Raw genomic sequence first — 21,624 nt, 5'->3', positions numbered from 1 at the left:
GCGGTGAAAACAGTTCAACTGAAGGGAACCCCGCCATGGCCCAGCCCAAAGTTCTGATCGTCTTCTATTCGCGTTCCGGCGTCACCGAAGCCCTCGCCAACGGCATTGCCGATGGCGCCCGCGGCGCCGGCGCCGAGGTTCGCCTGCGCCGCGCCCGCGAGGTCGTCAGCCAGGAGGTCATCAATTCGGTGCCGGGCTGGGCCGATCAGGCCGCCGCGCTGAACGCCAAATACGAAGCCCCGACGCCGGACGACGCCGTGTGGGCCGATGCCATCGTGTTCGGCACCCCGACCCGGTTCGGCTCGGTGTCGTCCGAACTCAAGGCCTATATCGACGGCCTCGGCGGGCTGTGGGCCCAGGGCAAGCTCAACGGCAAGGTCGGCTCGGTGTTCGGCACCACCTCGACGCCCCACGGCGGCAATGAATCGACCCTGATCTCGCTCTACACCCCGATGGCGCATCTCGGGCTGATCATCGTGCCGCTCGGCTATGCCGATGCCTCGCTGTTCAAGGCCGGCACGCCCTACGGCGCCTCCTCGGTGTCGTTCAACCAGGCGACGCCGCCGACCGCCGACGATCTCGAGGTCGCCCGCTTCCAGGGCAAGCGCGTCACCCAGGTCGCCAAGGCGCTGACCGGCGCCTGATCGCGCGCCTCATCCCCATCCCCATTCGACTTCGAAGGATTTCTGCAATGACGTCGCTTGCGCTCGATTCCAAGTCCAACGGCAAGTCCGGCAGCGCTCTCGCTGCGGCGCTGCCCCTCGTCGGCCGTCTGATGCTGGCCCTGATCTTCGTGCTTTCCGGCGTCGGCAAGATCTTTGCGCCGGAGCAGACCCAGGCCTATATCGCCGCGGCCGGTCTGCCGCTGCCGGCCGTCGCCTATGGCGCCGCCGTCCTCGTCGAACTGGCCGGTGGGGTGTTGCTGGCGGTGGGTTATCGCACCCGCGCCGCGGCGCTGGTGCTCGCCGCCTTCAGCGTCGTTGCGGCGCTCGGCTTTCACAGCCATTTCGCCGACCAGAACCAGATGATCCATTTCCTGAAGAACATCGCCATCGCCGGCGGTCTCCTCCAGGTGGTCGCGTTCGGCGCCGGCGGCTTCAGCCTCGACGGCCGGGCGCGCTGAGGCCGCCGCGGCACCTACCATAGTCACGAAAAAAGGCGCGCAATCCCTGCGCGCCTTTTGTGATGTTCAGTGCGAGTGCGTCAGCCCTTGTTGTAGCGCGCGATCGCCTCGACGATCAGCTGGCGGGCCTCGTCGGCGTCGCCCCAGCCGATCACCTTGACCCATTTGCCGGGCTCGAGATCCTTGTAGTGCTCGAAGAAGTGCTGGATCTGATCGCGGGTGATGGTCGGCAGGTCGGTATAGTTGTGGACCTTCTCGTAGCGCTTGGTCAGCTTCGGCGCCGGCACCGCGATGATCTTCTCGTCGCCGCCGCCGTCGTCCTCCATGCGCAGCACGCCGATCGGACGCACATTGATGACCGCGCCGGCGATGATCGGCCGGGTATTGGCGATCAGCACGTCGATCGGATCGCCGTCGTCGGACAGGGTGTGCGGCACGAAGCCGTAATTCCCCGGATAGCGCATCGGCGTGTAGAGGAAGCGGTCGACGACCAAGGTACCGGCCGCCTTGTCGAGTTCGTATTTGATCGGCTCGCCGCCGATCGGCACCTCGACGATGACGTTGACGTCATCGGGAGGGTTCTTGCCGATGGCAACTGCATCGATATTCATCGTTATCTGCTCCTGAAAGCGGGCCCGACCGGCAATTCCGGCGGCCACATGGTGCACAGGAAGACGATTTCGGCGGTTTTTGCAACGCCTCTGCGACGAAAACCGCTCGCCCCGGCGATTGTGGTCAGGTTCCGACCGGATCCTGACCAAGTCCCGGCACTTGCTTGAATTTTTACCGTCGATCGGATTAGCTGGCGAAGCCGAAAGGAATTCGCATGAAAATCACCGTCAACGTCGACTGCACGCCGCAGGAAGCCCGCGAATTCATGGGGCTGCCCAATCTGCAGCCGATGCAGGAGAAGGTCATGAAGGAGCTCGAGCAGCAGATGCTCGACAATCTCGGCAAGATGTCGCCCGACGCCATCATGCGCAACTGGATGTCCTTCGCTCCGGAACAGTTCCAGGAAATGTTCAAGATGACCTTCGGCGGCGGCGGCAACAACAAGCCGACGAAGTGAGCCAGCACATTCTGCCGTCACCGCCCGACGTGATCGGGCGGCCCGGTCATCCGCGTCGTCGCAATGGCGCAGGGCGGAGGTCGTGCCGGCGCATCGGCCATCACTGGCGTCACCGCCGCCGCAGCCGCGCCACCGTCTCCGCCACATTGCCCCACGCCGGCTTGTCGGGCGCGAACTGGCCGCGGAGATAGCCGACGAGCTCGGCGATCTGATGATCGGAGAACTGCGCGGCGAAGGCCGGCATGGTGCCGAGGTCGCGCGCCGCCGGCGCCGGGATGCCCTGCAGGATCACCTGGATCAGGTTGTCGGGATGGTCGCTGTGCAGGTTGGAATTGAGCGCCAGCGACGGCCGGCTGCCGAACAGCGGCAAACCGCCGACCTCGTGGCAGACGGCACAGGCGCCCTGATAGATCCGCGCGCCCATCGAGGCGGGCGCCGTCGTCACCGCGGCGGTCAGGGTTTCGTATTTCGCCGCCAGCGCCTCCTGCGCCGCGGCGCCCGGTGTCGCTGGCGCCGCTGAGGCGAGATAGACCGCCATGGCGCGGATGTCGGCGTCGGGCAGATGCGCCAGCTCCTGCACCACCGGCGCCATCGGTCCGGCGGCGACGCCGTGAAACCGCGACTGCCCGGTGCGCAAGTAGGCGAACAGCTCGTCCTCGCTCCATGGGATCGGCGCGCGCGACAGCGCGGTCAGCGCCGGCGCCTCCCAGCCTTCGGCGAAACCGCCGGCGAGCCGGACGCGCCGCTGCTCGGCGCCGAGCGCGTTGCGCGGGGTGTGGCAGGCGCCGCAATGACCGAGGCCTTCGACCAGATAGGCGCCGCGATTCCACTGCGCCGAGCGCGCCGGATCGGCGGCGAAGGCGGCGCCGCGGTGAAACAGCAGGTTCCAGCCGGCGAGCAGCGGGCGAAGATTGAACGGGAAGGCAAGCTCGTGATCGCGCGCCGGCGCGTGCACCGCCGGCTGGGCCATCAGATAGGCATAGAGCGCCTGCAGGTCGGCGTCGGTCGTCGCCGCGAAATGGTTGTAGGGAAAGGCCGGATAGAGATGGCGGCCGTCGCGGTGAATGCCCTCGCGCATGGCGCGCTCGAACGCGGGGTAGGACCAGGCGCCCAGTCCGGTCTTCGGATCGGGGGTGATGTTGGTGCTGTAGATGACGCCGAAGGGTGTCTCGAGCGGCCGGCCGCCGGCATTGACCGTGCCGTCCTCGGCGGTGTGGCAAACCGCGCAGGCGCCGAGCGCGGCGAGCTGGGCGCCGCGGGCGATGGTGGCGGCGGTATAGATCGAAGCATCGGGCTTCTCGACCGGCGCGATCGCCGGCCGCCACGGCATGGCGGTGACGACGAGGCCGGCGATCGCGGCGCAGGCGGCGCCGAGGCCCGCGAACAAGCCGCGCCGCCGGCGCGCCGGCGGCGCGATCTGCGCCGCCTCGAGGCCCGCCCGGATCCGCTCCGGCGTGAAGGGCAGCTCGCGGAAGCGCACGCCGGTGGCGTCGAAGATCGCATTGGCGATGGCGGCCGCGCTCGGCACCGAGGCGGATTCGCCGACGCCGAGCGGCGGCTGGTCGTCGCGCGGCAGCATCAATACGTCGATCTTCGGCACCTCGGGGAAGGTGATGATCGGATAGGCGCCCCATTCCTTGCTGGCGACGCCGATGCGGTCGAACGTGACTTCTTCCTTCAGCGCCCGGCTGGTCGACTGGATGACGTTGCCGTGGATCTGGTGCCTCACCCCTTCGGGGTTGATCATCAGTCCGGAGTCCTGGCCCGCCACCACCCGCACGACGCTGACGTCGCCGGTGGTCTTGTTGACCGCGACGTCGGTGATCCAGGCCGACCACGCCGCGCCGTAGCCGGGAAACTTGCTGTGGACGTAGAGCGCATAGGCGAAGCCGCGGCCGCGCAGGATGTCGCCCTCGGCCGCTTTCGGCTGCCACTGCGGCCGCGGCTGCCAGTTGGCGCGCTCGGCCACGGCGCGGACGAGATCGACGGCGCGCGGATCCTTGAGATAGCGCAGCCGGTACTCGATCGGATCGACGCCGGCCGCGGTGGCGAGTTCGTCGATATAGGATTCATGGGCGAAGGTGTTGGGCAGCGCCGAGACGCCGCGCAGCCAGGCCGCGCGCACGATCGGCGGCATGTCGTGGGCGACGACGCGCATGTTGTCGTAGGCGTAAGGCGGGATCGCGGTGCGATCGCCCATCTCGAACACCGCCGGCACCGGCGCAATGGTGCCGGTCAGCAGCAGCGCCAGCGTCGGCGCGCCGTTGGAGGGATAGCGCGTGGCGAAGTCGTAGGCGGCGACGCCGCCCTGCGCATCGAGGCCGCCGTCGACATCCATCAACTGGGCGGTGCCTTTCGGCTCCCACTGGTGCTCCTGGGCGCGGGTCAGCTGCACCCGCACCGGCCGGCCGACGGCGCGCGACAGCAGCACCGCGTCGGCGGTGACGTCGTCGGCGCAGTTGCGTCCGTAGCAGCCGGCGGCCTCCATTCGCACCACGTCGATGCCGGCTTCGCTCCGGCCGGTGAGCAAAGCGAGATCGGCGCGCAGGATGTGCGGGTTCTGGGTGCCCGACCAGACCCGGATGCCATCGTCGCGCACGTCGGCGACGGCGCAGGATGGCCCGATCGAGGCGTGCATGTGATAGGGCCAGACATAGGTGCGGGTCATCCGCGTCGCCGCGGCGGCGAGGGCGGTGTCGACGTCGCCCTGGTCGAGCAGCTTGCGCGGCGTCGAGGGATTGGCGCGCAGCGCCGTCGCGATATCGGTGACGTCCGGAATGCTCGGCGTCGGTTTCCACGACACGCGCAGCGCCTCGGCGGCGCGCACCGCGTCCTCCTCGCGCTCGGTGACGACGCCGACGAAATCGGCGATCCGCACCACGGCGACGAGGCCGGCGATGTGACTGACCGAGGCTTCGTCGACGGCGATCAGGCTGGTGCCGACGAAGTCGCCGGCATCGACCCCGGCATAGGGCGGCCGCACGACGCGGCCGTGCAGCATGCCGGGCACGCGGACGTCGTGGACATAGACCCATTCGCCGGTGGCCTTGGCCGGGATATCGACGCGCGGCACGGCCTGGCCGACGATGCGATACTGTTCGACCGGCTTGACCGCGACCTCGTCGGCAAGCTCGAGGCGCATGGTTTCGCCGCCGATCGCCTCGCCATAGCTGACGGTGCGGTTGCCCTGGCCGCGGATCAGGCCGTCATCGACGCTGAGCTGCGCCGCCGGCTCATCGAGCAGGGCGCCGGCGCGGGCGAGCAGGGCATGGCGCGCCTGCGCCGCCGCCTTGCGCAGCGGCACCGCGGTGATCTGGATGGTCTCGCTGGCGATGGTCGCGCCCTGGTTCGGCACCCGCGCGGTATCGCCGAGCACCATGTTGACGCGGGCGAGGCCGACATCGAGCTCCTCGGCAACGATCTGGGCGAGCGACGTGCGGATGCCGGTGCCGAGGTCGACATGGCCGTTATAGGCTTCCACGGTGCCGTCGGCGCGCACCACGAGGAAGATGTCGCTTGCACCGGTCGCGGTGGTGCGGACGATGGTGAGTGAACCGCCGGTGAGCGAGCCGGAGTTTCCGGTCATGGCAGTCGTCGCCTTTTCCTCGCTCATGCGGCGCTCCCTCCAGCGGCCCGCAGCACCGCGCGCAGGATTTCCACATGGGTGCCGCAGCGGCACAGATTGTAGCGCAGCGCCTCGGCGATCTCCGTCTCGGTGGGATGGGGATTGCGCGTCAGCAGCGCTTTCGCGGTCATGATCATACCATTGAGGCAGTAGCCGCACTGCGCCGCCTGCTCGTCGATGAAGGCCTGCTGCACCGGATCGGGATTGTCGCGGCCGCCGAGGCCTTCGAGGGTGACGATGGCGCGGCCGGTGCAGGCGCCGGCCGGAATGACGCAGGATCGCGCGGCGACGCCGTCGATCAGCACGGTGCAGGCGCCGCATTCGCCGAGCCCGCAGCCGAATTTCGGGCCGTTGAGGCCGAGGTCGTTGCGCAGGATGTAGATCAGCGGCGTCTCCGGCGCCGCCGTGACGTCATGGCTGCGGCCGTTGACCGTGAGGCGCAGCACGGAGGGCGTGGGTTTGGCTGGCATGGCGGCGGCGGACGGTCCCTGGCCTTGAGTGAGCTCGCGGCGACGATACCGTTTGTATACAAACGTGCAAGCTTTAGGCGCCGACCGGTTAGCAAGATGCGGGCCAGGGGCGCCACGATCGGTCGATTTGACACGGGCCGTGCGGCGAGCGCGCCGGCCGATCAGGCAATGATCCGAGCGCGGCGCTGGCGAGACGCAGCCGTGCCAGCTCGCACACCGCTCGCCGACTACTCGCTCACAGGCTCACGGTGATGCCGCCGTCGACATATAGAGTGTGTCCGTTGACGAAGGACGAGGCGTCGCCGGCGAGGAACACCGCGGCCCCGACCAGTTCCTCGACGTCGCCCCAGCGGCCGGCCGGCGTGCGCTTGGCGAGCCAGGCGGAGAATTCCGCGTCCTCGACCAGCGCCTTGTTCAGCGGCGTCTTGAAATAGCCGGGCGCGATCGCATTGACCTGCAGCCCGTATTTCGCCCAGTCGGTGCACATGCCGCGGGTCAGGTTGCGCACGGCGCCCTTGGTGGCGGTGTAGGGCGCGATCGAGGGGCGCGCCAGTTCGCTCTGCACCGAGGCGATGTTGATGATCTTGCCGCGGCCGCGCCTGATCATGTGCCGGGCCACCGCCTGGCCGACATAGAACACGCTGGAGATGTTGGTGCGCAGCAGTTCTTCCCAGCGCTCGGCCGGAAAATCCTCCAGCGGCGCGCGAAACTGCACGCCGGCATTGTTGACCAGGATGTCGATGGCGCCGATCTCGGCCTCGATCCGGTCGATTGCCGTGGCGACATCGCCCTGGCGCGTGACGTCGAACGCCGCGCTGCGGGCGGCATGGCCGTCGGCGGCGAGGGCTTCGACCGCGGCCTCGACCTTCTCCACCGAGCGGCCGTTGAGGACGATCGAGGCGCCGTGGCGGGCGAGGCCGCGCGCCAGCGCCAGCCCGATGCCCTGGCTCGAACCGGTGACGAGGGCGCGCCGGCCGCTGAGATCGAACAAGGACGTCACGGCAATTCCTCCCATTCTTCGACTGTTCTGGACAAGGTGTCGCCCGTCGCGCCGGGCATTGCAAGCCGGACGGCTGTGTCACGGTGATCGCGCCGCCTTGACGGCCGAAAGGCTGCCACCTAAGCACGCCGCACACGGCGAGCGGGCGAGGAAACGATCCGCGCCGGTCGGAGGATGCCCAATGACATCGGCCATGAAATCCATCGTCATTCACGCCGCCAAGGATCTGCGGATCGAAGGCTCGGAGGCCGAGACCGCCGGCCCCGGCCAGGTGGAGATCGCGATCGAGGCCGGCGGCATCTGCGGCTCCGACCTGCATTATTACAATCACGGCGGTTTCGGCACGGTGCGGGTGCGCCAGCCCATGGTGCTCGGTCACGAGGTCGCCGGCCGGATCGTCGCGCTCGGCGCCGGCGTCGCCGGCTTCGCCGTGGGCGAGCGCGTCGCCGTGTCGCCCAGCCGGCCCTGCGGCGCTTGCGAATATTGCCAGCGCGGCCAGCAGAACCAGTGCCTGAACATGCGCTTCTACGGCAGCGCCATGCCGATGCCGCACATCCAGGGCGCCTTCCGCCAGCGCCTGGTGGCCGAAAGCTGGCAGTGCCACAAGGTCGCCGACCACGTCTCGCCCCACATCGCCGCCTTCGCCGAGCCTTTCGCCGTCACCTTGCATGCCGTCAACCGGGCCGGCTCGCTGCTCGGCAAGCGGGTCCTGGTCACCGGCTGCGGCCCGATCGGGGCGCTGTGCGTCGTTGCGGCGCGGGCCCATGGCGCGCGCGAGATCGTCGTGACCGATGTCATGGACGGCGTGCTCGCCAAGGCGCTGGCGGTCGGCGCCGACCGCACCATCAATGTGGCGAGCGACCCGGCGGCGCTCGCCGCCTATGGAGCAGGCAAGGGCTCCTTCGACGTGGTGTTCGAGGCCTCGGGCAACGAGCGGGCGGTGCGCGGCGCCCTCGACGTGCTGCGGCCGCGCGGCGTCTTCGTCCAGCTCGGGCTCGGCGGCGACATCTCCATTCCGCAGAACGTGGTGGTGGCCAAGGAAATCGAGATGCGCGGCACCTTCCGCTTTCACGAGGAGTTCGGCCTCGCGGTCGATCTCATCAATTCCAGGCGCGTCGATGTCGAGCCGCTGCTCACGGGCATCTATCCGATCGACGACGCCGTCGCCGCCTTCGAGATCGCCGGCGACCGAAGTCGCTCGATGAAGGTGCAGATCGCCTTCTGACGCGGCACGTTCGCGGCTGCAGCATCGATCGAGCCGGGCCACGCTGGAACAACGGATTCCGGGCGCCGTTGAGCGCATCAGGACAAATATGGACGTGGCGCTCGATCGCGCCTGCCGGTGCCGGCGAACGCGGCAATGGGACGCAGGGAACGGGGCGCGGGTGATCCTATTTGCCAAGAAGGTACGTAGGACGAGCGAAACCGGAGCGCCGCAATTTTCAACTGAATGAGAGTCGCGGTGGCCCGGTCTGTTCAGACAGCGAGCGATCCATGATGGTGCTCCATTTTGTCGTGTTGCTGCTCGCGGTCGCGATCTTCGTGATGCCCGTGATGTATCCCTGCGACGGCTATTCCGACTGCTAGTGCGGCGTCTCGCAATGGCCTGCCCCTTCCGGCATCGCGTCTGCTGCGCTGCCGCGCCGAACGGTATCGGCGCGCCGCAGCATGTCGCTGCTTTGCACAATTTCGCGACAGGTCGGCTAGGCAACTGCGAGTTTAATTTGCATTGCCTCGCCAGACGCCGCGGCCGCGCTTGACAGTCTCCCGGGCCCTGCGCAAGATCATTCGTATACGAACGAGTGCGCCGGCGCGCGGCGGTCGCGCGGCGCGGCCCGGTCGATCCCGGCGCGATGATTGGATGACGTTCATGTCGAATGACGCAAGCCAGGCTCCCGCGGACGGCGCGGCCGGCAGCGACAAGATCCGCTGCGATGCCTGCCCGGTGATGTGCTACATCCGTCCCGGAGCCACCGGCGCCTGCGATCGCTACGCCAATCGCGACGGCGAACTGATCCGCGTCGACCCCCATGTGCTGCTCGAGCGCACGCTGTCGCACGGCGGCAAGATCGTCCCGTTCCAGCGGGTCGGCGACTGGGACGGCAAGATCGTCGGCCAGGACAAGGTCTTCGTCACCGCGATCGGCGCCGGCACCACCTATCCCGACTACAAGCCGGCGCCTTTTATCGTCTCCTCCGAGATCGACGGCGTCGACATGGTCACGGTCGTGACCGAAGGCATCTTCAGCTACTGCGGCGTCAAGGTGAAGATCGACACCGACCGCTATCTCGGCCCGGAGGCGGCGACGGTGCGCGCCCAGGGCGAGGCGGTCGGCCTCGTCATCACCAGCGAATACGGTTCGCAGATGCTGTCGCTGGGCGGCGTCCATCACCTCACCGGCGGCACCAAGAAGGAAGGCCGCGTCACCTGCGACGTCCTGATGGACCTTTCCAACGGCAAGGCCGTCGAGCTCGCCATCGACGGCGGCGCCACCGTGGTGGTGCAGGCCGGCAAGCCGCCGATCGTCAATGGCGAGCCGGAAGAGCGCATGCGTGTCGGCTGCGGCTCGGCCACCATCGGCATGTTCGCCAAGCAATGGCTCGGCAAGGTCGACGAGGTGGTGGTGGTCGACGATCACATCACCGGCGTGCTGTCGGAGCATCAGGCCGGCAAGCTGCTCGATATTCCCGAGACCGGGATCAAGATGAAGGGCCGGCGCTCGACGCCCGGCCGCTATTTCCAGGTGGCCGAGCCGGGCACCGGCTGGGGCGGCACCAACATCACCGATCCGCTCGCGATCCTCGGGCCGTTCGATCCGAGGAATGCCAGGCCGGGCCTGCGCCTGCTGATGGTCTCGACCACCGGCGAGCATTACGCCTATTTCGAGCTCGACGAGGCGCTGCATCCCGTCGAAAAGCCGCTGCCGGAAGCGCTGGTGCTGTCCGTCGAGCGCATCCGCGAGAATTGCGAGCCGGCGCTGTGCACCGTGTTGTTCATGGGCGGCGCCGGCGGCTCGCTGCGCTCGGGCGTCACCGACAATCCGGTCCGCCTGACGCGCTCGGTCAAGGATGCGCTGACCAGGGTGACGAGCGGCGGCGCGCCGGTCTATGTCTGGCCCGGCGGCGGCATCACCTTCATGGTGGATGTGACGGAGGTGCCGCAGGGCGCCTTCGGCTATGTGCCGACCCCGGCGCTGGTGGCGCCGATCGAATTCACCATGCGGCTGTCCGATTACGCCGCGCTCGGCGGCCATATGGAGAATGTCCGCCCGGTCACCTCGCTCAAGGACAAGGCCGAACTCCTGCGACGCGCCCCGGCGGTCGAGGCGGAGCCGGCGGCCAAAACCAAAACGGCGGCGCAGCCGTGAGCCGCGCTCCGCAGGTCGCTTTTCTCGGCGATGGCCGGCGACTGCACCTGCAGGACGGCCCGATCGATCTCGTGATCGAGGCCAGCGGCCGGCGCGATGCCGTGGAAGCGGCCTATGCCGCCGCGGTGCGGCGTTTCACCGGACTGCTCGACGAGCTCTGCGCCGAACTCGGCGAGCTGCGCGCGCCGGCAAGACCCCTGACGACCGCGCTGCGCGGGCGGGTGGCGCGGCGCATGCACGCCGCGGTGGCGCCGTTCGCCGCCGAGATCTTCATCACGCCGATGGCGGCGGTGGCCGGCGCCGTCGCCGAGGAGATCTGCGCGGCGATTGCCGGCGCGGCGCCGCTCGAGCGTGCCTATGTCAACAACGGCGGCGACATCGCGCTGCATCTCGCCGATGGTGCGCAATTCACCGTGGGTCTCGTCGATCGGCCGGACCGTCCTGCCCTGACCGGGACCGCGGTGATCGGCGCGCGCGACGGCGTGCGCGGCATCGCCACCAGCGGCCGCCATGGCCGCAGCTTCTCGCTCGGCATCGCCGATGCGGTCACCGTCCTCGCCGCCACCGCGGCGCCGGCCGATGCCGCGGCCACCGTGATCGCCAATGCCGTCGACCTGCCGGGGCATCCGGCCGTCAGCCGCGTGCCAGCCTGCGAGCTGCAGCCCGACAGCGATCTCGGCATGCTGCCGGTGACGCGCGCCGTGGCCGCTCTCGATCCGGCCGAGATCGCCGAGGCGCTCGCCGCGGGGGCTGCGGTGGCGCGCGATCTTCTCGCCCGCGGCCTGATCAAGGCGGCGGCGCTGCGGCTTTGCGGCGAGAGCCGCACGGTCGGCTTCGACGCCATCGCCACCGCCGCGCCGGCGGTCTATCCTTCCCCCATCATCCCGCAAGAAAGCTCGTTGCATGCCTGAGGTCGTCATCCGCAAGCGCCAGATCCAGATCGAGGAAATCTTCCACGAGGGGGGGCCGCGCGCCAGCGTGCCCCTCAAGCGCGGCGCGGCGCTGACCGTGATCCGCAATCCTTATGCCGGCCGCTATGTCGAGGACATCGCGCCCTTCATGAAGGATCTCGAACCGCTCGGCATCGCCATGGCGAAGGCGCTGGTCGACGCCCTGGGCGGCGATCCGAAGCTGATCCAGGGCTACGGCAAGGGCGCCATCGTCGGCGGCGCGGGCGAGCTCGAGCACGGCGCGCTGTGGCATGTCCCCGGCGGCTACGCCATGCGCGAGGCGCTGGGCGAGGCCAGGGCGATCGTGCCCTCGGCCAAGAAGGTCGGCGGTCCCGGCACGCGGCTCGACGTGCCGATCACCCACGTCAACGCGTCATACGTCCGGTCGCATTTCGATGCGATGGAGGTCGGCATGACCGACGCGCCGCGGGCCGACGAGATCCTGCTGGCGCTGGTGATGACCACCGGATCGCGTATTCACGCCCGGGTCGGCGGGCTGAAGGCCGACGAGATCAAGGGAGAGGATGGACTGCGATGAGCGCCGTGATCCGCAAGATCGTCACCGTCGTCGAGGAGACCCTTCAGGAGGCCGGGCGCGACGTCACGCCGCCGACCCGCCGCGCCGCCGCGGTGGCGGTGATCGAGAATCCGTTCGCCGGCCGCTACGTCGAGGATCTCTCGCCGCTGATCGCCATCGGCGAGGAACTCGGCGACCTCCTGACGCGCCGGGCGGTGGCGGCGCTCGGCATCGAGGGACCGCAGGCCCAGAGCTACGGCAAGGCCGCGGCGGTCGGCGAGAACGGCGAGCTCGAGCATGCCGCCGCGTTGCTCCATCCCAAGCTGGGGGCGCCGGTGCGCAAGGTGCTGGGCAAGGGCGCGGCGCTGATCCCGTCGTCGAAGAAGCGCGGCGGCCCGGGCGTGGCGCTCGACATCCCGCTCGGCCACAAGGATGCGGCTTTCGTCCGCAGTCACTTCGACGGCATGGAGGTGCGGATCAACGACGCGCCGCGGGCCAACGAGATCATGGTGGCCGTGGCGGTGACCGACAGCGGCCGGCCGTTGCCCCGTGTCGGTGGCCTGACAGTTGCAGAGATCAAGGGCGAGGACGGTTTGCGCTGACGGCAGGCCTCGGCTTGCAGTTTGGCGGGAAATTCGGGCGTGTTGAGGAAGTCACCCGGGGGCCGGCAGGCACCCGCTACACTGGAGGGTCTGGAATGAACCGACGCAAATATCTCCTGGCGGGCCTGCTCGCCACCGGGCTGTATGGCCTTGCCGGCGCCGCGATGGCGCAGAGCGAGATCAAGATCGGCGAGATCAACAGCTATTCGGCGCTGCCGTCCTTCACCGAGCCCTATCGCAAGGGCTGGCAGCTCGCGGTCGAGCAGATCAACGCCGCCGGCGGCATCAAGGGCAAGAAGCTCGTCGTCATCTCCAAGGACGACGGCGGCAAGCCGGCCGACGCGGTCACCGCGGCCAACGAGCTCGTCGCCAGCGAAGGCGTCGCCATGATCTCCGGCACCTTCTTCTCCAATATCGGTCTCGCCGTCAGCGACTTCGCCAAGCAGAAGAAGGTGTTCTTCCTCGCCGGCGAGCCGCTGACCGATGCCGTCACCATGGCGAGCGGCAACCGCTACACCTTCCGCCTGCGCCCGTCGAACTACATGCAGGCGGCGATGCTGGCCGAAGAGGCCGCCAAGCTGCCGGCCAAGCGCTGGGCGACCGTGGCGCCGAACTATGAATACGGCCAGTCGGCGGTTGCGGTGTTCAAGAAGCTGCTGTCCGCCAAGCGCCCCGACATCGAGTGGGTCAGCGAGCAGTGGCCGCCGCAGGGCAAGATCGACGCCGGCCCGGTGGTGCAGGCGCTCGCCGCCGCCAAGCCCGAGGCCGTTCTCAACGTCACCTTCGGTCCCGACCTCGTCAAGTTCGTTCGCGAGGGCAATACCCGCGGCCTGTTCAAGGACCGCGCGGTGGTCAGCTTCCTGACCGGCGAGCCGGAATATCTCGATCCGCTGAAGGACGAGACGCCGGAAGGCTGGATCGTCACCGGCTATCCGTGGTCGAGCATCAAGACGCCGGAGCACGACGCCTTCCTCAAGGCCTATCAGGCCAAATACAACGACTATCCGCGTCTCGGCTCGATCGTCGGCTACGAGCTCATCAAGTCGGCGGCGGCGATCCTCGCCAAGGCGGATTCCACCGACACCGACAAGCTGATCGCCGCGGCCGAAGGCATCAAGGTCGACTCGCCGTTCGGCCCGATCACCTTCCGCAAGTCCGATCACCAGGCGACGCTCGGCGCCTTCGTCGGCAAGACCTCGGTCAAGGACGGCAAGGGCGTGATGGTGGACGTGGTCTATCGCGACGGCGCCAATTACCTGCCGAGCGAGGCCGACGTCGCCAAGGTGCGTCCGAAGGACTGATCCCACAATGTCGCCGGGTGGATGGCGTGCCGTCCGCCCGGCGCCGGTTGCTCGACTCCGCCTCGTTTCGCTCCAACCCATTCGGCGCCGCCGGCGCCGGTCATGACCAGGCCCGTGTGAACCCTCCATGAGCTTCTATCTCGTCCAGTTCCTGACCGGGCTTGCCAGCGCCGCCTCGCTGTTTCTGGTGGCGTCCGGACTGTCGATCATTTTCGGCGTCACGCGGATCGTCAATTTCGCCCATGGCGCCTTCTACATGCTCGGCGCCTATGTCGCCTTCACCCTGACCGAGAGGCTGTCGGGCGCGCTCGGCTTCTGGGGCGGCATCGTGCTCGCCGCATTGATCGTCGCCGCGGTGGGCGCGGTGGTGGAGATGCTGCTGCTGCGCCGCATCTACAAGTCGCCCGAACTGTTTCAGCTCCTCGCCACCTTCGGCCTGACGCTGATGGTCGAGGACCTCGTGGTGCTGATCTGGGGGCCCGACGATCTGCTCGGCCGCCGCGCGCCGGGGCTCAAGGGCGCCATCGACGTGCTGGGCCAGGCGCTGCCGTCCTATGACGTCTTCCTGCTGGTGATCGGCCCGGTCGTGCTCGGCGCGCTGTGGCTGCTGTTCCACCGCACCCGCTGGGGCGTGCTGGTCCGCGCCGCCACCCAGGATCGCGACATGGTCGCGGCGCTCGGCGTCAACCAGAAATGGCTGTTCACCTCGGTCTTCGCCGTCGGCGTCTTCCTCGCCGCGCTGGGCGGCGCCCTGCAGATCTCGCGCGATGCCGTCAACCACACCATGGACCTGCGCGTCATCGTCGACGTCTTCGTCGTGGTGGTGATCGGCGGGCTCGGCAGCATCACCGGCGCCTTCGTCGCCGCGGTGCTGGTCTCCGAGCTCAACGCTTTCGGCATCCTGATCTTTCCGAAGATCTCCATCATCCTGGTCTTCCTGGTGATGGCGGCGGTGCTGGTGGTGCGGCCGTGGGGCCTGTTCGGCAAGGCCGAGGCGCCGGCGCGGCGCACCCCCGGCCTCACGGTGCGGCCCTGGGCGCCGCTGACCTTCGGCGAGCGTCTCGCCGCGCTCGCCGCGCTGATCGCCGCCGCGGCGCTGCCGCTGGTCGGCGGCACCTACGCGCTCACGGTCGGCGCCGAGATCGTCATCTTCATCATGTTTGCCGCCAGCCTGCATTTCCTGATGTCGGTGGGCGGGCTCGCCTCCTTCGGCCACGCTGCCTATTTCGGCCTCGGCTCCTATGGCGTCGCCTTCCTCGCCAAGCTCGCCGGCTGGCCGATGCTGTCCTGCCTGCTGATCGGCCCGCTGCTCGGTCTCGCCGGGGCGGCGCTGTTCGGCTTCTTCACGGTGCGGCTGTCCGGCGTCTACTCCGCCATGCTGACGCTCGCCTTCGCCCAGATCGTCTGGTCGATCGCCTTCCAGTGGGTCGAAGTCACCGGCGGCGACAACGGCCTGCTCGGCATCTGGCCGGCCGCGGTGGTGGCCACCCCGGCGCGCTTCTACCTGCTGTCGCTGGCGATCACGGCGCTCGCGGTGGCGGGGCTGCGCATCCTGGTGTTCTCGCCGTTCGGCTACGCGCTGCGGGCGACGCGGGATTCGGCGCTGCGCAGCGAGGCCATCGGCATCAACGGCAAGCGCATCCAGTGGCTGGCCTTCGTCGTCGCCGGCACGGTGGCGAGCGTCGCCGGCGCATTGTTCGCCTATCTCAAGGGCAGCGTCTTTCCCGACAGCCTCGGCATTTCGCTGTCGGTGGACGCGCTGGTGATGGTGCTGCTCGGCGGCGTCGAGACCATCTCCGGGGCGGTGGTCGGCGCGGTGGTCTACAAGGCGCTGAACATCTGGCTGGTGAGCCAGACCGATCTCTCCAAGCTGGTGCTGGGCGGCATCGTGGTGCTGCTGGTGGTGGCCTTCCCGGCCGGCATCGTCGGCATCATCGGCAGCCTGCGCGAGAAGCTGCGCGGCAGACCTGAAAAACAGAATGGGACGCCGGTCGCGGTGACCGCCACGCCGAAGCTCGGAGGCGCCGAATGAGCCGGCCTGCAGCCATCCTTCAGGTCGAAGGCCTGACCAAGTCCTATGGCGGCGTTCATGCGGTGCGCGGCGTGTCCTTCGCGGTCGCCGCGGGCGAGATCGTCGCCCTGATCGGGCCGAACGGCGCCGGCAAGACCACCTGCTTCAACATGCTCAACGGCCAGATCCCGCCGGATGCCGGGCGCATCCGCCTGCTCGGCGAGGACACCACCGGGCGGCAGCCGCGCGAGGTCTGGCGGCTCGGGGTGGGGCGCACCTTCCAGATCACCGCGACGTTTTCCACCATGACGGTGCGGGAGAATGTCCAGGTGGCGCTGGCGTCCCACGCGCACCGCCTGTTCAACATGTGGCGCTCGACGCCGAAGCTGGCGCGCGGCGAGGCCGACGCGCTGCTCGACCTCGTCGGCATGGCGAGCGACGGCGACCGGGCCTGCGGCGAGCTCGCCTATGGCGACCTCAAGCGGCTCGAACTCGCCATCGCGCTCGCCAATGCGCCGCAACTCCTGCTGATGGACGAGCCGACCGCCGGCATGGCGCCGAAGGAGCGCATCGAATTGATGCGGCTCACCGCGCGCATCGCCCACGACAAGCAGATCGGCGTGCTGTTCACCGAGCACGACATGGATGTCGTGTTCGAGCATGCCGAGCGGATCCTGGTGCTCAACCGCGGCCAGCTGATCGCCGAAGGCTCGCCGGAAGCGGTGCGTCGCGATCCGCAGGTGCGCGCGATCTATCTCGGCGAAGGCCTGCTCTACGAAGGCGGCCATGCGGATGCGGAGGCTGCCTCGTGAAACTCGCCGTCTCGGATCTCAACAGCTTCTACGGTCCGGCTCACATCCTGTTCGATGTCGGCCTCGAGGTCGGCGCCGGCGAAGTCGTGGCGCTGCTCGGCCGCAACGGCGCCGGCAAGTCGACCACCTTCCGCTCGATCGTCGGCCTCGTCAGCCAGCGCCGCGGCAAGGTGATGTTCGAAGGCCGCGACGTCTCCGACCTGCCGACCCACGCCATCGTCCGCGGCGGCCTCGGTTACGTGCCGGAGGAGCGCCGCATCTTCACCGACCTGACGGTGGAGGAGAATCTCGAGGTCGGCCGCCAGCCGCCGCGCAAGGACGCGCCGCGCTGGACGGAAGAGCGCCTGTACGAGCTGTTTCCCAACCTCGCCGAGATGCGCGGCCGCCCCGGCGGGCGGATGAGCGGCGGCGAGCAGCAGATGCTGACCATCGCCCGCACATTGATGGGCAATCCGTCGCTGATCCTGCTCGACGAGCCGTCGGAAGGCCTCTCGCCCAAGATCGTCGAGCAGATGGCCAATGCCATCCTGACCATGAAACGCGAGGGCGTCAGCATCCTGGTGTCGGAGCAGAACCTGCATTTCGCCCGGCTGATCTCCGATCGCGCCTATATCATCGAGCGCGGCCGGATGTGCTTTTCCGGGACCATGGCCGAGCTCGACGCGAGGCCCGACATCCGCGACGCCTACCTCGCGGTCTGACGCGCTTCCGGGTGGAGGTGCATCGGGCGATCGGGCATGATTTGACTTGATCGCCGCAGCGGTCGAAAACCGCGGCGGAAATCTCAGGAGCACTCATGAGCCGGGCCGCATCACCGAAGCCGCGACGCAAGCCGCAGCGGCCGACCTACCAGCTCGAGGAGCAGATCGGCTTCATCCTTCGCCAGGTGTCGCAGCGTCACTCCGCCATTTTCGCCGAGCGCATCGGCGGCGACCTGACGCCGACCCAGTGGACGGCGCTGTTCAAGCTGTCGGAGAGCGGGCCGTGCTCGCAGAACCAGCTCGGCCGCATCACCGCCATGGACGTCGCCACCATCAAGGGGGTGATCGATCGCCTCACCGGGCGCGGACTGACCGAGACCGGCCCCGACCCGGCCGACGGCCGGCGGCTGCTGGTCAGCCTGACCAGGGCCGGCCAGCTCGCGGTCGACAAGGCGCTGCCGAACGCGGTGGCCATTTCCGACGAGACCCTGGCGCCGCTCGATCAGGCCGAGCGCGCCACGCTGCTGTCGCTGCTGTCGCGGCTGCGGTGAATTCAGGAAGGCGCTCCTCACCCGCGCGCTCGAGGCGCGCGACCTCTCCCCGCTTTGGGGGGAGAGGTGACCAAGACGCGACGCTTCTCTTCACCTCGCCCCGCGTCAGCGGCTATCGTATTCACACATCTGCTCCGCAGCCGGGAAAGCGGCCACTCATTCAGCCTTTCGATCGTCATGCCCGGCCTTGTGCCGGGCATCCACGACTTTGCGGACTCTCGACCTGAAAGACGTGGATGGCCGGGACAAGCCCGGCCCTGACGAGAATGAGTTGTGGTGAGAGCGCATCTGTCGCCGCTCGATCACGCCGAGCGCGCCACGCTAGCTGTCGCGGCTGCGGTGAACTCAGGAAGGTGTCCCTCACCCGCGCGATCGAGGCGCGCGACCTCTCCCCGCCTTGGGGCTATCGTATTCACACACAGACGCGGTGCTCGCCTCGCATCGTCGTCCCCCGCTTTAAGCCTACGAGCTTCACGCATCCGGGCGGTGACAACGGAGTGAAACGATGCCCCCTGACCTTCATTCTCGTCATGGCCGGGCTTGCCACCGGAAGTCGGATGTTTCCGACTTCCGGCACGAGAAAAAGAACGCGATCCGGCCAGAGCCGGATCGCTATGCCATGAGCCTTTCGATCGTCATGCCCGGCCTTGTGCCGGGCATCCACGACTTTGCGGACTCTCGACCTGAAAGACGTGGATGGCCGGGACAAGCCCGGCCATGACGAGAATGAGTTGTGGTGAGAGCGCATCTGTCGCCGCTCGATCACGCCGAGCGCGCCACGCTGCTGTCGCGGCTGCGGTGAACTCAGGAAGGTGTCCCTCACCCGCGCGATCGAGGCGCGCGACCTCTCCCCGCCTTGGGGCTATCGTATTCACACACAGACGCGGTGCTCGCCTCGCATCGTCGTCCCCCGCTTTAAGCCTACGAGCTTCACGCATCCGGGCGGTGACAACGGAGTGAAACGATGCGCCATGACCTTCATTCTCGTCATGGCCGGGCTTGTCGCCCGGAAGTCGGATGTTTCCGACTTCCGGCATTAAGGAGAACGCGATCCGGTGAAGGCCGGATCGCTATGCCATCAGCCTTTCGATCGTCATGCCCGGCCTTGTGCCGGGCATCCACGACTTTGCGGACTCTCGACCTGAAAGACGTGGATGGCCGGGACAAGCCCGGCCATGACGAGAATGAGTTGTGGTGAGAGCGCATCTGTCGCCGCTCGATCACGCCGAGCGCGAGACGCTGCTGTCGCGGCTGCGGTGAACTCAGGAAGGTGTCCCTCACCCGCGCGATCGAGGCGCGCGACCTCTCCCCGCTTTGGGGGGAGAGGTGACCAAGACGCGACGCTTCTCTTCACCTCGCCCCGCGTCAGCGGCTATCGTATTCACACATCTGCTCCGCAGCCGGGAAAGCGGCCACTCATTCAGCCTTTCGATCGTCATGCCCGGCCTTGTGCCGGGCATCCACGACTTTGCGGACTCTCGACCTGAAAGACGTGGATGGCCGGGACAAGCCCGGCCATGACGAGAATGAGTTGTGGTGAGAGCGCATCTGTCGCCGCTCGATCACGCCGAGCGCGAGACGCTGCTGTCGCGGCTGCGGTGAACTCAGGAAGGCGCTCCTCAGCCGCGCGCTCGAGGCGCGCGACCTCTCCCCGCTTTGGGGGGTATCGTATTCACACACAGACGCGGTGCTCGCCTCGCATCGTCGTCCCCCGCTTTAAGCCTACGAGCTTCACGCATCCGGGCGGTGACAACGGAGTGAAACGATGCGCCATGACCTTCATTCTCGTCATGGCCGGGCTTGTCCCGGCCATCCACGACTTGCTTGCCGCAGCGTCGTGAAGACGTGGATGCCCGGCACAAGGCCGGGCATGACGATTGAAAGGCTGAATGAGTGGCCGCTTTCCCGGCTGCGAAGCAGATATGTGAATACGATAGGCAAAGAGCGGCTATCAGATTCACGCATCCGGGCGGTGACAACGGAGTGAAACGATGCGCCCTGACGAGAATGAGTTGTGGTGAGAGCGCATCTGTCGCCGCTCGATCACGCCGAGCGCGAGACGCTGCTGTCGCGGCTGCGGTGAACTCAGGAAGGTGTCCCTCACCCGCGCGATCGAGGCGCGCGACCTCTCCCCGCCTTGGGGCTATCGTATTCACACACAGACGCGGTGCTCGCCTCGCATCGTCGTCCCCCGCTTTAAGCCTACGAGCTTCACGCATCCGGGCGGTGACAACGGAGTGAAACGATGCGCCATGACCTTCATTCTCGTCATGGCCGGGCTTGTCGCCCGGAAGTCGGATGTTTCCGACTTCCGGCATTAAGGAGAACGCGATCCGGTGAAGGCCGGATCGCTATGCCATCCACGACTTTGCGGACTCTCGACCTGAAAGACGTGGATGGCCGGGACAAGCCCGGCCATGACGAGAATGAGTTGTGGTGAGAGCGCATCTGTCGCCGCTCGATCACGCCGAGCGCGAGACGCTGCTGTCGCGGCTGCGGTGAACTCAGGAAGGTGTCCCTCACCCGCGCGCTCGAGGCGCGCGACCTCTCCCCGCCTTGGGGCTATCGTATTCACACACAGACGCGGTGCTCGCCTCGCATCGTCGTCCCCCGCTTTAAGCCTACGAGCTTCACGCATCCGGGCGGTGACAACGAAGTGAAAAGATGCCCCCTGACCTTCGTTCTCGTCATGGCCGGGCTTGTCGCCCGGAAGTCGGATGTTTCCGACTTCCGGCACGAGAAAAAGAACGCGATCCGGCCAGAGCCGGATCGCTATGCCATCAGCCTTTCGATCGTCATGCCCGGCCTTGTGCCGGGCATCCACGACTTTGCGGACTCTCGACCTGAAAGACGTGGATGGCCGGGACAAGCCCGGCCATGACGAGAATGAGTTGTGGTGAGAGCGCATCTGTCGCCGCTCGATCACGCCGAGCGCGAGACGCTGCTGTCGCTGCTGCGGTGAACTCAGGAAGGCGCTCCTCAGCCGCGCGCTCGAGGCGCGCGACCTCTCCCCGCCTTGGGGCTATCGTATTCACACACAGACGCGGTGCTCGCCTCGCATCGTCGTCCCCCGCTTTAAGCCTACGAGCTTCACGCATCCGGGCGGTGACAACGGAGTGGAACGATGCGCCATGACCTTCATTCTCGTCATGGCCGGGCTTGTCGCCCGGAAGTCGGATGTTTCCGACTTCCGGCATTAAGGAGAACGCGATCCGGTGAAGGCCGGATCGCTATGCCATCCACGACTTGCTTGCCGCAGCGTCGTGAAGACGTGGATGCCCGGCACAAGGCCGGGCATGACGATTGAAAGGCTGAATGAGTGGCTGCTTTCCCGGCTGCGAAGCAGATATGTGAATACGATAGGCAAAGAGCGGGGAGAGGTGACCAAAAAGGCGAGGCTTTCTTCACCTCGCCCCGCAAAGAGCGGCTATCAGATTCACGCATCCGGGCGGTGACAACGGAGTGAAACGATGCGCCCTGACGAGAATGAGTTGTGGTGAGAGCGCATCTGTCGCCGCTCGAATG

17 protein-coding genes are annotated in these 21,624 nt (G+C 67.8%); 13 read left to right on the top strand and 4 right to left on the bottom strand.

The annotated features are described in order from the left end of the window. Window positions 1-35 precede the first annotated feature (35 nt). Entirely contained in the window at window positions 36-644 is a 609-nt protein-coding gene (gene wrbA / locus DB459_RS03455; RefSeq protein ID WP_253711549.1) for an NAD(P)H:quinone oxidoreductase, read from the top strand. A gap of 47 nt (window positions 645-691) precedes the next feature. Further along, window positions 692-1,123, top strand: coding sequence for a DoxX family protein (locus DB459_RS03450; protein WP_253711548.1), 432 nt, complete (start codon window positions 692-694; stop codon window positions 1,121-1,123). A gap of 80 nt (window positions 1,124-1,203) precedes the next feature. On the opposite strand, the gene ppa is transcribed toward DB459_RS03450, so the two are convergent. Beyond that, a complete protein-coding gene (gene ppa / locus DB459_RS03445; RefSeq protein WP_253711547.1) occupies window positions 1,204-1,734 on the bottom strand; it encodes an inorganic diphosphatase in 531 nt (176 codons plus the stop codon). Between the two features lie 215 nt (window positions 1,735-1,949). Between ppa and DB459_RS03440 the strand changes: the two genes are divergently transcribed. Further along, on the top strand, window positions 1,950-2,192 hold the full coding sequence (locus DB459_RS03440; protein WP_253711546.1) for a DUF6489 family protein: 243 nt from the start codon (window positions 1,950-1,952) through the stop codon (window positions 2,190-2,192). Between the two features lie 109 nt (window positions 2,193-2,301). On the opposite strand, the gene DB459_RS03435 is transcribed toward DB459_RS03440, so the two are convergent. From DB459_RS03435 to DB459_RS03425, 3 genes are all read right to left on the bottom strand, one after another. Continuing rightward, entirely contained in the window at window positions 2,302-5,805 is a 3,504-nt protein-coding gene (locus DB459_RS03435) for a molybdopterin cofactor-binding domain-containing protein (RefSeq protein WP_253711545.1), read from the bottom strand. Continuing rightward, window positions 5,802-6,287: a (2Fe-2S)-binding protein gene (locus DB459_RS03430; protein WP_253711544.1), complete on the bottom strand. Its 486-nt coding sequence runs from the start codon at window positions 6,285-6,287 to the stop codon at window positions 5,802-5,804. Before DB459_RS03430 ends, DB459_RS03435 begins: the two co-directional genes overlap by 4 nt. A gap of 235 nt (window positions 6,288-6,522) precedes the next feature. After that, on the bottom strand, window positions 6,523-7,287 hold the full coding sequence (locus tag DB459_RS03425) for an SDR family oxidoreductase (RefSeq protein WP_253711543.1): 765 nt from the start codon (window positions 7,285-7,287) through the stop codon (window positions 6,523-6,525). Between the two features lie 193 nt (window positions 7,288-7,480). On the opposite strand from DB459_RS03425, the gene DB459_RS03420 reads away from it, so the two are divergent. From DB459_RS03420 to DB459_RS03375, 10 genes are all read left to right on the top strand, one after another. Beyond that, entirely contained in the window at window positions 7,481-8,512 is a 1,032-nt protein-coding gene (locus DB459_RS03420; RefSeq protein WP_253713408.1) for an L-idonate 5-dehydrogenase, read from the top strand. A gap of 636 nt (window positions 8,513-9,148) precedes the next feature. Next, on the top strand, window positions 9,149-10,654 hold the full coding sequence (locus tag DB459_RS03415; protein WP_371926857.1) for a 6-hydroxynicotinate reductase: 1,506 nt from the start codon (window positions 9,149-9,151) through the stop codon (window positions 10,652-10,654). Continuing rightward, a complete protein-coding gene (locus DB459_RS03410; RefSeq protein ID WP_253711541.1) occupies window positions 10,651-11,565 on the top strand; it encodes a UPF0280 family protein in 915 nt (304 codons plus the stop codon). Before DB459_RS03415 ends, DB459_RS03410 begins: the two co-directional genes overlap by 4 nt. Next, on the top strand, window positions 11,558-12,142 hold the full coding sequence (locus tag DB459_RS03405) for an amino acid synthesis family protein (RefSeq protein ID WP_253711540.1): 585 nt from the start codon (window positions 11,558-11,560) through the stop codon (window positions 12,140-12,142). The genes DB459_RS03410 and DB459_RS03405 overlap by 8 nt, the downstream gene beginning before the upstream one ends. Then, window positions 12,139-12,723 (top strand): amino acid synthesis family protein, encoded by a 585-nt coding sequence (locus tag DB459_RS03400; RefSeq protein WP_253711539.1) that lies wholly within the window; start codon window positions 12,139-12,141, stop codon window positions 12,721-12,723. Before DB459_RS03405 ends, DB459_RS03400 begins: the two co-directional genes overlap by 4 nt. Before the next feature lie 95 nt (window positions 12,724-12,818). Next, window positions 12,819-14,024, top strand: coding sequence for an ABC transporter substrate-binding protein (locus tag DB459_RS03395; RefSeq protein ID WP_253711538.1), 1,206 nt, complete (start codon window positions 12,819-12,821; stop codon window positions 14,022-14,024). 127 nt (window positions 14,025-14,151) lie between these two features. Beyond that, entirely contained in the window at window positions 14,152-16,056 is a 1,905-nt protein-coding gene (locus DB459_RS03390; protein ID WP_253711537.1) for an ABC transporter permease, read from the top strand. After that, the gene (locus DB459_RS03385) at window positions 16,053-16,847 is read left to right on the top strand and encodes an ABC transporter ATP-binding protein (protein ID WP_253711536.1); all 795 of its coding nucleotides are present in this window, start codon (window positions 16,053-16,055) and stop codon (window positions 16,845-16,847) included. The genes DB459_RS03390 and DB459_RS03385 overlap by 4 nt, the downstream gene beginning before the upstream one ends. Continuing rightward, window positions 16,844-17,548, top strand: coding sequence for an ABC transporter ATP-binding protein (locus tag DB459_RS03380; RefSeq protein ID WP_253711535.1), 705 nt, complete (start codon window positions 16,844-16,846; stop codon window positions 17,546-17,548). Before DB459_RS03385 ends, DB459_RS03380 begins: the two co-directional genes overlap by 4 nt. A 95-nt stretch (window positions 17,549-17,643) precedes the next feature. Continuing rightward, a complete protein-coding gene (locus tag DB459_RS03375) occupies window positions 17,644-18,099 on the top strand; it encodes a MarR family winged helix-turn-helix transcriptional regulator (RefSeq protein ID WP_253711534.1) in 456 nt (151 codons plus the stop codon). Window positions 18,100-21,624 lie beyond the last annotated feature (3,525 nt).

The sequence above is a fragment of the Bradyrhizobium sp. WD16 genome (assembly GCF_024181725.1).
Lineage (GTDB): Bacteria > Pseudomonadota > Alphaproteobacteria > Rhizobiales > Xanthobacteraceae > Bradyrhizobium_A.
This window is presented reverse-complemented; position numbering and strand designations above follow the sequence as displayed.

Excerpts from the sequence above, each read along its gene's own strand:
- DB459_RS03395 (WP_253711538.1), top strand. The coding sequence starts at position 12,819 with ATGAACCGACGCAAATATCTCCTGGCGGGCCTGCTCGCCACCGGGCTG.
- ppa (WP_253711547.1), bottom strand. The coding sequence starts at position 1,734 with ATGAATATCGATGCAGTTGCCATCGGCAAGAACCCTCCCGATGACGTC.
- DB459_RS03385 (WP_253711536.1), top strand. The coding sequence starts at position 16,053 with ATGAGCCGGCCTGCAGCCATCCTTCAGGTCGAAGGCCTGACCAAGTCC.
- DB459_RS03420 (WP_253713408.1), top strand. The coding sequence starts at position 7,481 with ATGAAATCCATCGTCATTCACGCCGCCAAGGATCTGCGGATCGAAGGC.
- DB459_RS03375 (WP_253711534.1), top strand. The coding sequence starts at position 17,644 with ATGAGCCGGGCCGCATCACCGAAGCCGCGACGCAAGCCGCAGCGGCCG.
- DB459_RS03390 (WP_253711537.1), top strand. The coding sequence starts at position 14,152 with ATGAGCTTCTATCTCGTCCAGTTCCTGACCGGGCTTGCCAGCGCCGCC.
- DB459_RS03430 (WP_253711544.1), bottom strand. The coding sequence starts at position 6,287 with ATGCCAGCCAAACCCACGCCCTCCGTGCTGCGCCTCACGGTCAACGGC.
- DB459_RS03415 (WP_371926857.1), top strand. The coding sequence starts at position 9,149 with ATGACGTTCATGTCGAATGACGCAAGCCAGGCTCCCGCGGACGGCGCG.
- DB459_RS03400 (WP_253711539.1), top strand. The coding sequence starts at position 12,139 with ATGAGCGCCGTGATCCGCAAGATCGTCACCGTCGTCGAGGAGACCCTT.
- DB459_RS03405 (WP_253711540.1), top strand. The coding sequence starts at position 11,558 with ATGCCTGAGGTCGTCATCCGCAAGCGCCAGATCCAGATCGAGGAAATC.
- DB459_RS03450 (WP_253711548.1), top strand. The coding sequence starts at position 692 with ATGACGTCGCTTGCGCTCGATTCCAAGTCCAACGGCAAGTCCGGCAGC.
- DB459_RS03435 (WP_253711545.1), bottom strand. The coding sequence starts at position 5,805 with ATGAGCGAGGAAAAGGCGACGACTGCCATGACCGGAAACTCCGGCTCG.
- DB459_RS03440 (WP_253711546.1), top strand. The coding sequence starts at position 1,950 with ATGAAAATCACCGTCAACGTCGACTGCACGCCGCAGGAAGCCCGCGAA.
- wrbA (WP_253711549.1), top strand. The coding sequence starts at position 36 with ATGGCCCAGCCCAAAGTTCTGATCGTCTTCTATTCGCGTTCCGGCGTC.